The sequence below is a fragment of the Maritalea sp. YIW29 genome, from assembly GCF_057219265.1.
This window is the reverse complement of record NZ_JBXVVF010000002.1, coordinates 1,160,002-1,173,882: the sequence shown is the minus strand read 5'-3', so window position 1 is coordinate 1,173,882 and position 13,881 is coordinate 1,160,002. Positions and strand designations below refer to the sequence as shown.

General features: G+C 50.2%; 17 protein-coding genes. 7 read left to right on the top strand and 10 right to left on the bottom strand.

Translation table 11 applies throughout. From position 1 onward, the window contains the following. The first annotated feature begins 11 nt into the window (after positions 1–11). On the top strand, positions 12–521 hold the full coding sequence (locus tag AC2D8L_RS15080; RefSeq protein WP_484686300.1) for a GNAT family N-acetyltransferase: 510 nt from the start codon (positions 12–14) through the stop codon (positions 519–521). Here the strand turns inward: AC2D8L_RS15080 and AC2D8L_RS15075 are convergent. From AC2D8L_RS15075 to AC2D8L_RS15065, 3 genes are all read right to left on the bottom strand, one after another. Then, complete coding sequence (locus AC2D8L_RS15075) at positions 518–1,003, bottom strand: hypothetical protein (RefSeq protein WP_484686299.1); 486 nt, start codon at positions 1,001–1,003, stop codon at positions 518–520. The genes AC2D8L_RS15080 and AC2D8L_RS15075 overlap by 4 nt on opposite strands. Before the next feature lies 1 nt (position 1,004). Then, positions 1,005–1,526 carry a response regulator gene (locus AC2D8L_RS15070; RefSeq protein WP_484686298.1) on the bottom strand — a complete coding sequence of 174 codons (522 nt, stop codon included), beginning with the start codon at positions 1,524–1,526 and terminating at the stop codon, positions 1,005–1,007. 121 nt (positions 1,527–1,647) lie between these two features. Continuing rightward, the gene (locus AC2D8L_RS15065; RefSeq protein ID WP_484686297.1) at positions 1,648–2,406 is read right to left on the bottom strand and encodes a hypothetical protein; all 759 of its coding nucleotides are present in this window, start codon (positions 2,404–2,406) and stop codon (positions 1,648–1,650) included. Positions 2,407–2,651: 245 nt separating this feature from the next. On the opposite strand from AC2D8L_RS15065, the gene AC2D8L_RS15060 reads away from it, so the two are divergent. From AC2D8L_RS15060 to AC2D8L_RS15050, 3 genes are read left to right on the top strand one after another with little or no spacing between them, the layout of a single operon-like run. Then, on the top strand, positions 2,652–3,875 hold the full coding sequence (locus AC2D8L_RS15060; RefSeq protein ID WP_484686296.1) for an acyl-CoA dehydrogenase: 1,224 nt from the start codon (positions 2,652–2,654) through the stop codon (positions 3,873–3,875). Then, positions 3,875–5,014: a CaiB/BaiF CoA transferase family protein gene (locus tag AC2D8L_RS15055; protein WP_484686295.1), complete on the top strand. Its 1,140-nt coding sequence runs from the start codon at positions 3,875–3,877 to the stop codon at positions 5,012–5,014. The genes AC2D8L_RS15060 and AC2D8L_RS15055 overlap by 1 nt, the downstream gene beginning before the upstream one ends. A gap of 15 nt (positions 5,015–5,029) precedes the next feature. After that, positions 5,030–6,673, top strand: a complete 1,644-nt coding sequence (locus AC2D8L_RS15050) for a thiamine pyrophosphate-binding protein (RefSeq protein WP_484686294.1) — start codon at positions 5,030–5,032, stop codon at positions 6,671–6,673. Between the two features lie 37 nt (positions 6,674–6,710). On the opposite strand, the gene AC2D8L_RS15045 is transcribed toward AC2D8L_RS15050, so the two are convergent. Both AC2D8L_RS15045 and AC2D8L_RS15040 read right to left on the bottom strand, forming a co-directional pair. Then, a complete protein-coding gene (locus AC2D8L_RS15045; protein ID WP_484686293.1) occupies positions 6,711–7,280 on the bottom strand; it encodes a YdeI/OmpD-associated family protein in 570 nt (189 codons plus the stop codon). A 104-nt stretch (positions 7,281–7,384) separates the two neighbouring features. Then, positions 7,385–8,329, bottom strand: coding sequence for an alpha/beta fold hydrolase (locus AC2D8L_RS15040; protein WP_484686292.1), 945 nt, complete (start codon positions 8,327–8,329; stop codon positions 7,385–7,387). Between the two features lie 126 nt (positions 8,330–8,455). On the opposite strand from AC2D8L_RS15040, the gene AC2D8L_RS15035 reads away from it, so the two are divergent. Continuing rightward, entirely contained in the window at positions 8,456–9,178 is a 723-nt protein-coding gene (locus AC2D8L_RS15035; protein WP_484686291.1) for a helix-turn-helix transcriptional regulator, read from the top strand. Positions 9,179–9,218: 40 nt separating this feature from the next. Here AC2D8L_RS15035 and AC2D8L_RS15030 read toward each other — a convergent pair whose 3' ends face one another. Continuing rightward, positions 9,219–9,677 (bottom strand): VOC family protein, encoded by a 459-nt coding sequence (locus tag AC2D8L_RS15030; RefSeq protein ID WP_484686290.1) that lies wholly within the window; start codon positions 9,675–9,677, stop codon positions 9,219–9,221. 268 nt (positions 9,678–9,945) lie between these two features. On the opposite strand from AC2D8L_RS15030, the gene AC2D8L_RS15025 reads away from it, so the two are divergent. Continuing rightward, positions 9,946–10,518 (top strand): TetR family transcriptional regulator, encoded by a 573-nt coding sequence (locus AC2D8L_RS15025; protein WP_484686289.1) that lies wholly within the window; start codon positions 9,946–9,948, stop codon positions 10,516–10,518. Further along, entirely contained in the window at positions 10,511–11,512 is a 1,002-nt protein-coding gene (locus tag AC2D8L_RS15020) for an NAD-dependent epimerase/dehydratase family protein (protein WP_484686288.1), read from the top strand. The genes AC2D8L_RS15025 and AC2D8L_RS15020 overlap by 8 nt, the downstream gene beginning before the upstream one ends. Before the next feature lie 587 nt (positions 11,513–12,099). Here the strand turns inward: AC2D8L_RS15020 and AC2D8L_RS15015 are convergent. Genes AC2D8L_RS15015 through AC2D8L_RS15000 form a run of 4 tightly spaced genes read right to left on the bottom strand, consistent with a single transcriptional unit; the run spans position 12,100 to position 13,778 of the window. After that, positions 12,100–12,519, bottom strand: a complete 420-nt coding sequence (locus AC2D8L_RS15015) for an SRPBCC family protein (protein WP_484686287.1) — start codon at positions 12,517–12,519, stop codon at positions 12,100–12,102. After that, on the bottom strand, positions 12,516–12,860 hold the full coding sequence (locus AC2D8L_RS15010) for an ArsR/SmtB family transcription factor (RefSeq protein ID WP_484686286.1): 345 nt from the start codon (positions 12,858–12,860) through the stop codon (positions 12,516–12,518). Before AC2D8L_RS15010 ends, AC2D8L_RS15015 begins: the two co-directional genes overlap by 4 nt. 27 nt (positions 12,861–12,887) lie before the next feature. After that, entirely contained in the window at positions 12,888–13,157 is a 270-nt protein-coding gene (locus AC2D8L_RS15005; protein ID WP_484686285.1) for a hypothetical protein, read from the bottom strand. Between the two features lie 39 nt (positions 13,158–13,196). Next, positions 13,197–13,778 carry a hypothetical protein gene (locus AC2D8L_RS15000; protein ID WP_484686284.1) on the bottom strand — a complete coding sequence of 194 codons (582 nt, stop codon included), beginning with the start codon at positions 13,776–13,778 and terminating at the stop codon, positions 13,197–13,199. Positions 13,779–13,881: the final 103 nt, after the last annotated feature.

Below are 13,881 nucleotides of genomic sequence, written 5' to 3'. Positions count from 1 at the left end.
TCCTTCGTCCTATGGAATCCAAAAGACTATATTGGCGCGAATTTCAATCAACTGATTGCACGCGCCTTGTTGAGTTGTTTTCAGACCATGACGTGGCTAAATGGGTCGATGACGGCAAACCGTTGAGCAAAGAAAATGCTCAAAAATGGATAGATGCTTCCCACAAATCAAAGGCCCTAAACGGTACAAGTGCTGGCGCAATTATCGAGAAATCAACGCAACGGATGATCGGCTGGGGCGGAATTGTTCACCCCAAGGGTTCTGCACCTGAACTAATTTATGGGTTTGAGAAGGCCGCATGGGGTCGCGGATACGGCAAAGAAGTTGCACAGATTGTCATTGAAGACGGCCTAACAAACCACGATTTTAAAAGCTTGGTCGGCACTGTCGACCCACAGAATCTCGCTTCAATCAAAATCCTGAAATCGTTCAACTTCGTCTTTGTCGATAGCGGGGTTGACGAACATGGCCTGCCCACGGACACATACATACTGAACGAAAAGCAATCAGATAAAATCTAATCTTTATACAACGCGTCACGTAGAGATTGAACCAGCGCGGACCTTTCCGCATGCCGTTCTTCATTATGCTCGTTTACAAACGCCCATTCTAAAGCGTTCACATGCAGGATCAAAAGATCTGGTTCATTCTTTAGTTTTTCCGGCACATCCTTGATCGCGACGCAAATACATACAGCTATTTCACCAACAAGCGGATAACCCAAAATCGACGCCTGCCCTTTAATGTCATGGGCATCAACAAACAGAAGGCGATGCTTTTCTGTCAATTCCTCGTCTGATGCGACCACACCCTGCATGCGCTCGATTGTGGCTTTTAGGACAATTTGGTATTTGCCTTGAGAAGCCTTTAGTCGCTTTTCTGCCTCCCTTTCCATTTCCCGGATCGAAGGTCCACTGCCCTTGCTTATGGCTTTTGCCAATAGATTGGGAGGATAATAGGTCTCGGCTTTGCCGGTACCTTTTGGCTTTGGCTTGTCAGTCATTTCAACCCTCTTCCGGCAAATCTACAGCCTCGCCACCCGCGCGGCGGTCCATTCCGCCAAAGCCACGCAATGCGCGCCGACGATCCGGGCCAACATAGGCCTCCGTGCGCACGAATTGTCGTGGGGAATTCCGCATATGCACAAATCGATCATAAACAGTCGCAACCGAAATAGGCTTGCACAGAACTTCGCTAGCGCCAACATCCCGCGCGCGCGTGACGTGATCCATTGATGAAAATGCTGTCACAACCAACAAAGGAAGGTGACGAATATCGTCGTCTTTGTGGGCGCGAATGCTCTTGATGAAGTCAAAACCATTGATCGGCGCCATCAACAAATCAACAATCACAATGTCCGGTAACTCGGCCTTGATCGCCCGAAATGCATCAGCGCCATTCGTTGCGTGTCCGATTTTCTTTACCTTCATCGACAGCAAAATGTCGCGCAAAATTGTATGAGCGAACTCATTGTCATCGACCACCAAAATACTTAGGTCGCTAAAATTATATTTGGCCGAACTCACGTAGGCATACCGATCAATTTGAACAGGAATATCAACCTACTGCTAAGTTTATGACGCACACAGTTTTTTACAAGCTGCGTTCTCACCTTGTGCACCGTGAAGTTCCAGCCACACCTAATTGTTAGCTGCGCAGCTCCACAATTGACTTGCCCAGACGGAAGGGCGCTGCGAACCCGACCAAGCAAAGTGCGATAACTCGGATGACCAGAATGTGTGCGTTGCTCTGTAGATACCGCCACTCTGCCTGCAATGTGGAAACTTTAGACACCAGATCAGCATAGGCCCCAGCCAAAACCTTAAAGTCGCCAGCAATTGGCGAATTGCGTTGCTGCAAATTTGCCACCGCGACGCGGGTATTTTGATCTTCAGGTTGGAACACAAGAAAACTGTCCAGATCGATATTATTGGCCTTTTGCACCATCGCCTGCTCTTCGCTAGTGCTCATCCGATTGCCGCCGAAAAAGTTTAGGCCGCGTAAGGGTGCGATTTCTGCTGTCAGCGATATGAATAATGGCAGTGCAGAATTGGTGGCAGTAGAGGCGGACAGATACTCCACCTTGTCGCACACAATCGCCACATCACCATCATCACCGACAGGATCGCAAAATCTTAGGCGAAATCGAGATGCGTCTTGGTCAAATGACGAGGTCGCCGCGTATGCAATATCAATCTGTCGGTTAATCTGCGAGTTGTCGTCCTGGTAGATGCCTGCAAACACGGCAACCAAAGCACCGATTCCACCTAGCACAACCCAGTTCAAATCCGCCAGTTTCCAATAGATATGCCCTGCAGGTTTCCTAAAAAGAAACAACGTGCCAATGGTTCCAAGCAGGAAGCACCCGATGAGCAAAAACAATTGATTTTCCGCGATAAATGCCAATTTTTCCCCAAACGCGCTGAAGTTGAGCTGCAAGTTTCCGGTTTAGCTTAGAAAACTGGCAACCGCATAACAAGCAAGTTGGTCCTCATTTCTCTTCACATCGACGACAACAATTACACTTTGGTCGCATAAATGCGTTTTGCGCATGAACAAATGCGCATCTTTCGTTGGATTAGGCCGATTTGATCTGATAAAATACTTGAAGCATAAAATAACTATAGGCAACCTAACGATAGGCATGAGCTGTGACAACTGAACGCCCAAGCATTCGCGATAAAGACCGCCCAGACTTAGGGGCATTCACGTGGCAAGATCCATTTCGGTTGGATGACCAACTAACCGAAGAAGAACGTATGGTGCAGGAAACGGCCCGCGCGTTTGCCGAAGAGAAACTGCGCCCGCGTGTCCGCGAAGCTTATAATGACGAAACAACAGACCCAGCCCTATTCAAAGAAATGGGCGATATGGGCCTTTTGGGCTCCACTATCCCTGAAGAATATGGCGGCGTTGATATGGGCTATGTTGCCTATGGCCTCATCGCCCGCGAAGTCGAACGCATCGATAGCGGCTATCGCTCGATGATGTCTGTTCAATCTTCATTGGTTATCTACCCCATCTATGCCTATGGCACCGAAGAACAGCGCCAAAAATACCTTCCCGGTTTGATTTCTGGTGACTTAATCGGCTGTTTCGGCCTTACAGAACCTGACGCTGGTTCAGACCCGGGCGGCATGTTGACCCGTGCGACCAAAACCGAAAACGGCTACGTGCTTAACGGCACGAAAATGTGGATTTCCAACAGTCCAATCGCTGACGTATTTGTTGTCTGGGCAAAATCCGACGCCCACAATGGCAAAATCCGCGGCTTCGTTTTGGATAAGGGCATGAAAGGCCTTTCAGCACCCAAAATCGGCGGTAAGCTTTCCCTTCGCGCTTCAATCACTGGCGAAATCGTCATGGAGAATGTTGAAGTGGGCGAAGATGCGCTTCTTCCCCATGTTGAAGGGCTAAAAGGCCCATTCGGTTGCTTGAACCGCGCGCGCTACGGCATTTCTTGGGGCGCAATGGGCGCTGCCGAAGCTTGCTGGCACGCAGCAAACCGCTATGGCATGGAACGAAAACAGTTCGGCAAACCATTGGCACAAATGCAATTGTTCCAAATGAAATTGGCGAACATGCAAACCGACATCACGCTCGGGCTTCAAGGCTCGTTGCGCGTTGGTCGCTTGATGAACGAGGCCAATGCAGCCCCGGAAATGATCTCCATGATGAAGCGCAACAACTGCGTAAAAGCATTGGACATTGCACGGATGGCCCGTGACATGCACGGCGGCAATGGCATTTCCGACGAATTCGAAATCATGCGCCACATGATCAATCTGGAAACGGTCAACACCTATGAGGGCACTGCAGATGTCCACGCCCTCATTCTTGGGCGCGCTCAAACCGGGTTGCAGGCCTTCTTTTAATGGAAAAGCCGCTTGAAGGACTTAAAGTTCTCGAACTTGCCCGTGTTTTGGCTGGCCCTTGGGTTGGCCAAACGTTGGCAGACCTTGGCGCTGACGTCATCAAAGTCGAAAGCCCAAAAGGCGACGACACCCGCACCTGGGGCCCTCCCTTTGTCGAACGCGAGAATGACAAGTCTGCCGCCTATTTCCACGCCTGCAATCGGGGAAAGCGTTCTATTGCCTTAAATTTCAAGGACGAAGCAGACCTTGAAACCGTGATCAAACTGATCAAGCAGTCTGATGTACTGGTAGAAAACTTCAAACTCGGCGGACTAGAAAAATACGGCTTGGACTTTGAGACCGTTAAAAAGATCAATCCGCGCCTGATTTATTGTTCCATCACGGGCTTTGGCCAAACTGGGCCATACGCCAGCCAACCGGGCTATGATTTCATAGTGCAGGGAATGTCCGGCATGATGTCGATTACGGGCGAACCGGGACGCGAGCCGCAAAAAATAGGCACAGCATTGGCCGACATCATCACCGGGCTTTATGCATCTATCGGCATTCAAGCGGCCCTTTGGCAGCGCGAACGCACTGGTCTTGGCCAGCAGGTAGACATGTCACTGATGGACAGCATGGTTGGAGTTTTGGCCAACCAAGCGATGAACTATTTGGTATCTGGCAAACCGCCAACCCGCATGGGCAACGCCCATCCCAATATCGTGCCCTATCAGGTACTTGCCGTTGAAGATGGCCACATCATCTTGGCTGTTGGCAATGATGGGCAGTTTCAACGCCTTTGCCATTTGCTTGAACTCGACCATCTGGCCGAGGACACCCAATATGCAACCAACGCGGCACGGCTGAAAAATCGAGACGCCCTCACGCAAATTCTATCCGATGCTTTTGCGAAATGGGGCAAGTGGAAACTGCTCGAAGCACTACATAATTGCAACGTGCCAGCAGGCCCCATCAACAATATCGATGAAGTCTTTGCTGACCCCCAAGTTATTGCCCGCGGCATGCAGCTCGATCTTGATGGCGTGCCCGGCGTGCGAACGCCGATCAACTTTTCCGACGCTGAACTGACACTAGATAAGGCCTCGCCTAAAGTGGGCGAGCACACACAAGAAATTCTAAACGAACTCAACGACTAATAGGACCATGCTGAAATGGCTAAAATGACTGGCGGCGAAATTTTGGTGAAATGCCTAGAGGCGCAACGCGTAGATCGCGTATTTTGCGTGCCCGGCGAAAGCTATCTGGCCGTCTTGGACGGGTTGCATGACAGCAATATCGACGTGATCACGTCTCGCCATGAAGGCGGTGCAGCGATTATGGCCGAAGCGGATGGCAAAATGCTCGGCCGCCCCGGCATCTGCATGGTTACCCGCGGCCCCGGCGCAACAAACGCCGCCGCTGGTGTGCATGTCGCCAAACAAGACTCAACGCCAATGATCCTGTTTGTCGGCCAAATCGGTCGTGAAATGAAAGGCCGTGAAGCCTTCCAAGAAGTTGATTATCGGCAAACATTTGGCGACCTCGCCAAGTGGGTAGAAGAAATTGACGACGCATCCCGCATTCCCGAAATTATCGCCCATGCATACCATATTGCCATGAGCGGTCGCCCCGGCCCTGTGGTTTTGGCGCTGCCCGAAGATATGCTGCGCGACGTCGTAGACGTTGAACCCTGTACGTTCATTGAAGTCGCCGAGCCAGCCCCAACCAAAAACGCAGCTAACAAGTTTGCTGAACTGCTGGCCGCAGCCACGGACCCGATCATCATTGCTGGCGGTTCCCGTTGGGACGAAAGTTCTGTTGCTCAACTAAAAGCGTTCAGCGAAAAGCATCACTTGCCGGTTGGTTGCTCCTTCCGACGCCAACAATTGTTCGACCACAGCCACAAAAACTATGCAGGCGATGTTGGGCTTGGCATCAACCCAGCGCTCAAATCCCGTATAGAAAACAGCGATTGCGTCATCTTGCTCGGCGCGCGGTTTTCAGAAAACCCAAGCCAAAACTTTTCATTGTTGGGCATGCCAAACCCGGGTAAGACCTTAATCCAAATTCATCCTGGTGCTGAAGAGCTGGGCCGCATTTACACGCCAACATTGGCCATCAACGCCACGCCCGGCGCGTTCTTCGACACCGTTGAGGACATACCGGCACGCCCTGAAACCGGCGCTGCAAAAGCGGCAAATGGCGACTATCGCAATTGGACAGATAAACTGCCTACAACACCCGGAGAAGTGCAAATGGGTGAGATCATGGCTCATCTTCGCAACACACTTTCTGACAATGCAATCCTCACCAATGGCGCAGGCAACTACGCCATTTGGCTGCACCGTTTTTGGCGTTTCAAACAATATGGAACCCAATTGGCCCCAACGTCCGGCTCCATGGGTTATGGCCTACCCGCCGCCATTGCTGGCAAATTGCGTCACCCAGAAAATGACGTGATCTGTTTTGCAGGCGACGGCTGTTTTCAAATGACAGGTAATGAATTTGGCGCGGCGGCACAATCGGGCGCGAACATCATCACATTGGTGATTGACAATGGCATTTACGGCACCATCCGCATGCACCAAGAAAAGCACTACCCAGCCCGCATTTCAGCCACCAATTTGGAAAACCCAGACTTCGCCGCCCTCGCCCGCGCCTATGGCGGCCACGGTGAAACCGTAGAAAAAACTGAGGACTTCCCAACAGCCTTCGAACGTGCCCGCACCTCAGGCAAACCGTCAATTATCCACATCAGAATTGATCCGGAAGCGATTTCACCAACCACGACAATTGCCAAACTGCGTGGAGCCTAGCGCCTGAGGATCAGTTTGGCATGCCCCTTCCGATGGTCTATTCCTTCTTTCGTAAAGTCGGAATTTTCAACCCCGCCGCGGATGAAGAAATGAGAACATCAAGCCGCTTCAACCGCGTTTCTTCTCTCTTGGCGCTCATCACCCACCAGATGGAATCTCGTTTGTAGGATGGTGCCAGATTGGATAAAAATGCCCAAGCTGGCTCATTTGACCTGATCTGTTCTTCGTATTTTGGCGCAAGCGAAATGTTTCTATCTTCGGAACTATAACCAACCGCATCGCTTCTATTGTTGAACAAAAGCAGCCCGGCGGGTTTCATTTTTCCAAGCTCAATTAAAGCGCCGACCTTTTTGACATTCACCGCACTCCAAACGCTGCCCTTTTTGCGCGGCGTAAATCGGATCTTATAGCTTTGCTCATCAATTGTTTTGCGAACGCCATCAATCCAGCCATAACATAGCGCAACATCAACCGAAGATGGCCATGTAAGGCTTGGGCGGCCTGTATGCTTCTTATAATAGCCCACCCAAACTTCGCTAGTAGTCGAATTGTGTTCTAACCAGTCACTAAATTCATCTTCGCATTCGAAGAAGATTAGTTCTGCCATCACTCAAACTCCGCCGCTTGTGGGCCAACAAATCAATATGTTCGCACGTAAAGTTGCCCTCCGATTATCTCGGAGGGCAGCTTTGTCTCAATATATATCCAAGTCTATGCAGCTTCTTGAATTTGCAACCACTCAAGAATTGCCCCAGTTGTTTCTTCTGGCATTTCTTGCGGAATCCAATGACCGCAATCAAGGCTGACAACCTCCACATTCGGCACGAAATTTGTAAGCGTTTCAGACTTTGGGATCATGTCACGCTCACCATAAATCATCAGTGCAGGCTTCTGGATGATCGGATCCACGTCCGCCAAAATATGCCAGTTACGATCAAGATTCCTGTACCAATTGATCCCCCCTGTAAAACCTGATGCTTCAAATGCCGAAACGAAAACATCAAGATCGTTTTCACTCATAATTGCCTCGCCAAGCGGCGCTTCTGCCTTGGCGAGATTGATCATCATCATGCCCGGTTCCGGTGCAACAGGCGGCAAGTTCTTTCTGAACAAATTGTTCAAGAATTGACGCTTATTTGCATCCAATACTGCGTCTGCAACGCCCGGCTGTCGGTTAAAATGGACGAAATAGAAATCCGGCCCAAACAGCACTTCCATCATTTCGATCCACGGTTTTTCCCAACGCTCTTGATATGGCAGGGCCATATTGATGATTTTACTCACCCGTTTTGGGTGCAATATGGACAAGCTCCAAACAATGTTCGCGCCCCAATCATGGCCAACAAAAACCGCATCATCATATCCGTAATGATCCAACAGGCCGACCAGATCACCGGTCAAATGTTCAATGTCATAGTCGGTAACTTCTGATGGGCAAGACGAATTGCCAAACCCGCGTTGGTTCGGAACGATCACGTGATAGCCCGCCGCAACAAGGGCCGGCACCTGATGCCGCCAAGAATAGGCATGCTCTGGCCAGCCATGGCACAGAACGATCGGGTTTCCCTTGTTTTCTTGGCCCGCTTCAAACACTTCAAGTTCCACACCATTGGTGGAGATCATAGTCGGCTTGGGAAAATTGGATGGGTTGGACATTTTGCTTCTTCTCTATCTTTAAGGGTGGTCAGGCAACGCTCATTAATTCGCATTGCCGACGCGACAGGCATTGACTAAACCCATACGGTGACAAATATTGGCACCATTAATTGATAGATGTGCAAAATGAATACTCGCAGCCGACATGACGCTATTGTGCGCAGCCTTCGCCGCAATGGAACCTCGACCATCGCCGAATTGGCGACCGAAGTTGGTGCGTCCAGACGCACCCTATTGCGCGACATTTCTGCGCTACGTGATGAGGGATTTGTTATTCATTCTGAACCCGGGCGCGGCGGCGGGGTGCAACTTGATCCGCAATCCATCCAAACCACGGCCCGGCTTTCAGTTTCCGAAGTCTTTGCGCTGCTCATCAGCGTGGCGTCCACGCGTGCCGCGGGAAACCTCCCCTTTTCAGCCCTTGCAGATGACGGGCTTGCGAAAATCGAAAAATCCCTGCCATCGGACAAAATTCGCGATCTACGTCAGTTTCTGGACTGTCTATATGTCGGCGAACTTTCGCCGCTGGTCGACATATCCGACTTGGGTGCAATGGACCCCACTCTGCTGCCCGCGTTCGAAACAGCTTTTCTCCAACGGCTACATCTGCAATTTCAATATCGTGACGCTAAGAGGACAAAATCCAGCCGAACTGTTGAACCCCAAGCCATGCTTATTTTGCCGCCATTATGGTATTTAGTAGCGTGGGACCCTTCGCGCGAAAATTTCCGCCATTTCCGAATGGACCGGATCAGCAAACCAGAAATTGTCCCAGACACAAATTTCCGGCGGCGATATGTCCCCTTCGCAGACGACGTCACCCCGATTGGCGACAGTTCAAGCCGGTGACATCCGGACATATCTGCGTAAAGCAGACACGAGTTAGCGTTCAACTGGTATTTGCAACCAATTCGTGCACGTTTCCATCTGGATCCGCAAAGAAAGCCGTATATTCACCCCACGATTGTTGCGCAGGTGATGCGACACCCTGTACGCCGTTTGCCATTAACGAATTATATGCCGCATCAACCAGATCTGGGTGCGCATACTTAAATCCAATTCCGATCGCCGACCCCTTGCGCTCACCGTTAAGACCATTTGAAGTCAAAAACGAACTGAGCATCTCATGGCTAGCCAAAGAAAGACGTACTCCATTCGACGATAATTCGATGAACTCACCGGCGTCAGAAGTGACTTCCATTTTCATCTTTTGTGTGAAAAAGGCCTTCATGGCATCAAAGTTCGCCGTGTGAATCGTAACCATATAGATTGACGGCCCAGAATTTCCCACGACTGGAAAACCAATTTTTGCGAGCCCGATAGCCAACATCTCTTTTATTTTGCTCACAACAATTTTCCCCATTTCGCCTAGGTCTGTCAGGTCATATTTTCAGGAGAACGTGGTTCAAGTCGAGAAAAATTTTTGTAAGCTGAACTAATTTCACCAAATAGATATCAAGCGAACAATTGTTTCGTCCTTTTGAACGCCGGACCGAACTTCTCTTGTCAAAATTGAATTCGACGCAAGTTAAATGGATATGAACCGCATGCTGAGCTGTTGACGAACTTGATGGAATCATTTATTTCCAACCATTCGGAAATAAATAGGATTAACTATGCCCCGCCCACGTAAACACGACCAAAACCTGATCCTTGATGCCGTCGAACATGTCATCGCACGTGATGGCGTATTGACTGTTGACGCAGTTGCCAAAGAAGCAGGCGTGTCAAAAGCCACAGTGCTTTATGATCATCAAAACAAACGTGAACTCGTGGCAGCAGTTGTCGCCCGGGCGATCAGCGCCGATAACAAGTTCAACCAGACTTGTGCGGCACCCTTTATCGGCCAGCCAGATGCAACACTTCGCGGTCGCATTTCAGCAGCCGACCAGAGCCCCCCGCCCATCGGTGGAAACCCAGCTGTGCTCAGCCTCATCACAGCATTGATGCAAGACGCAGAGCTGCGCGGCGCGTTTCGCCACAATCAGAATGTTTTGCGCGACCAGATCATTCAAGATGCCACCCACCCCCGTGCCGCCCGATTGGCATGGTTGGCGTTGGAGGGGTTGAAGTTTCAACAGCACATGGAATTCCACGATTGGACGGCAACCGAACGCGCAGAAATCCTTGCCGACATCGAAAAACTGGCCACGCAAAACTCAATACCAGGGAAAAACGAAAATGAGTAATCGACATATCTTCATCACAGGTGCCAACGGCTTTATCGGACGCAACCTCATTCGTCATTTCGTCGCACAAGGGCACAATGTCACTGGCCTCGTCCGCAGCACGCAAGCTGCTCAACAGGTTGCCCAGTTAGGCGCAAAACCGGTAATTGGCGACGTGATCACTGCCGACCTTGCGCCCCTCATGCAAGGCGCTGAGCAGCTTGTCCACGCCGCCGCTAATCTTGACCATGGACCGGGGAACACCGCCGCAAATGAAAATGCGACAGGCACACAGCGTGTGTTCAGCGCAGCGCAAAAAGCAGGGATCGCAGATGCAATTCACATCAGTTCAGACTCAGTGCTGCAAGATGGACGTCCCCTGATAAACGTCAATGAAACATATCCGCTGCCCCGCAAACCTGCCGGTGCATATTCAGCAGGCAAAGCGGATGCAGAGCAGGTGGCAATCCAAGCGGCAACCGATGGCATGCGGGTTATCATTTTACGCCCACGCATGGTTTGGGGTCGCGATGATGGAACCGCACTACCAACACTGTCCAAGGCGGTTCGGGATGGTAAATTCGCATGGATTTCGGAAGGCAAGTATCTAAGTTCGACGACCCATATCGCCAATCTATGTCATGCCATCGACCTCGCATTTTCTAAGGGAAAAGCGGGTGAGATTTATCATATTTCAGACGGTCCCGCCCGCCCATTTCGTGAAACAGTTACAGGCCTACTGGCGACCCAAGGATTGGCCGCAAAAGACGCTTCCGTCCCTCGCCCACTGATCAAGCTGATCGCTAAAATAGGAGATGGCATCTATCACCTAACTGGTGGCCGTAAGCATGGGCCGCTTAGCTTTCAGGAATATGCGACAAGTGCAGTTGAGGTTTCACTCGATACCAGCAAGGCACAACGAGATCTAAACTACGCCCCCGTCATTAGCTTCGACGAAGGACTTGAGGAATTAACATCTGGCAATTGGCAAAGTGTCACAAATCAAGCATCATAGCATTTGAGAAAAATGAGCCCCTGCTGATTGGAGCAGACCGCTCCACTCGCCAGAAGAATACTGGCTATGAACAATCTTATCCCCGGCACTTCCAACCGCGCCATAATGTTTGCAGCTTTCTTGAATGCCCCTTGCGAACAGCGGACGCGTTGTTTGGGGCCGTGTGAGTTTCATTTTGTCGTCGGCGCACAGCTGCAACGGCGGAAAATGGCGCCACATAAAGAAAGTTCGGTCGAATGAATGATTGGCCGCAATCATTCGCTTGGCGACAATTGTCCAGTTTGACACCGAAGGCAGCCGTTAGTCATCATTGGGCCTGCGCCCAATTGGAACATTTGTTCCAGTGTTTTCGCGGGGGTTTCCCGCATCAGCAGGAAAGCTCGATGCAGGTAAAGAGGATAGAAGGGTTCAGCACCTCGGGGCACTTGATCGTCCATGCAGAATTTGGCTAGCGCGAGACATTTGTTTGTCTCTACAACATATTTCTAGCGCATTATTCAGAGCCATTCATTGTCTCGCGCGTCGCAAATTTTAGTCACTTCGCCTCCTAAAGTGTGGCGAAGATATTGGTGTTGCGAGAGAAAAACTTAGCTTTTCATCGCCTCCGGCAACAAGTTTTCCAACAAATGGGTCCAGCCCTCAGCATGACGCTGACGCATATCACCTTCTTCGCTCGCCCAACCAGAATGAACGACATCCACATTCGTCACGCCAGAAACCTCGATCAGGTCGACTTCCAGCAATGTCTCCGTCAAAGGTTGATCAATCACCCAGGTATAAACAAGCCGTGCTTTGCCATTCTTTGGTGGCGAAAACTCTTTAACTTCACAATCAATCGGCGCACCAGAACCAATCCCCGGTGGGCAGTCCATTGTAAATTGGGCACCAACTTCACCCTGAAACGTGTTTTTCATCAGCCATTGTTGAATTTTATCAGGCTCGACAAAATAAGACCAAACATCGCTAATTTCCGCTTCAATTTGCGTTGAACGAATTATGTGGTTCATGGGTTCTCACTCTTTTTTCTTGCCTTCACATCGGCTTCAACGAGGTGTTTTAGATCATCCAACTTGTCGCCCCAGAACCGGCCATAAGAATCGATCCAATCGCGCACTTCCATCAACGGTTTCGCATTAAGCCGATGAACCCGTGTGCGGCCCACCTTTGCGATACGCACAAGGTCATTTTCTTCCAAAATTTTGATATGATTGACCACAGCGGGGCGAGAAATTTCAAACTTATCCGCCAACTCGCCCGCGGTTCGGTCGCCTTGCGCCAAATAGTCAAGCATGGCACGGCGTCGTGGATCGGCAATAACGTTGAAAATGCCTTGCATCCGATAGGTCAATCACCGTCCCCTGAAATTTGGTTCACATTAGCCTGCGCCTAAGAAGAAACTAATCCCCCATGCTAACAAACCAATTACAATGAGCGTTGTAACCCATCGCATTAGCTTACCAGACGGCGCAGCAAACATTTTCCATAATATACGCGCAACCGGATTTGAAAACAGATAAACCTGCCCATCAACAACGGCCTTAATATTGGGGTTGCCCATTGGCAAGTTAGATTGCCCCTTTTTAACGACCGATGCAAAAGCGCAATGGCCATCAAAAGCAGGGTTAGACGATGTTTGAGATGTCATACGAATGACCTTTCAGGATAAATAGACCGGAAACGGGCGCTATTTCGCAGCAACGATAGTGCGAATATTGTCCCAATAAAGCGTGTTCCAATGAGTGTTGACGATGGTGCTCAATGGCCCAACTTCAACAGTTTGATCTGGATTGGGAATGGACACTTTATAGTCAGGCACATTGACCTGGACCATTTCAATTTGAGCGCCGCGCAACGTATCGCGGAACGTTGTGACCAAAATAGAATCCGGTGCACCACGCCCTTCAACGGCCATGTCCGCTGGGTCAATTGCGGAAACCCAACCAAAGTTCCACCAGGACATGGTGATTGTATGAACGCCAGCTGCACTCGAAACATCAAGCACTTGCGCATTCAACCCGCACATGCCCGGCTCAAAACAAAACGCGTCAAGCGAGCCACCAACTTGCGCGGTGTCAGTTGCTTCCCCGTTGGCAGATTTGAACTGCGCCGGAAGCCCAGTTATTTTTTGATGGCCCTCAGAGGTAGTGTAAAGCTCGAATAGGGCATCCGCACTCGCCCCGTTAAAATGTACCGTCTGTTCCAAATTGGCTGCAACCGCGGGCTGCGCGACCAACATTCCACCTAGCAAAACTGCCTTCTTCAACATCACAACTCTCCATTATGTAATCTACATATTACATAACGAACGTCACTCTAATATGTCAAGTGTAGGCTACATTTATACGTCAAGTGAAATTTGATGGCTTGAA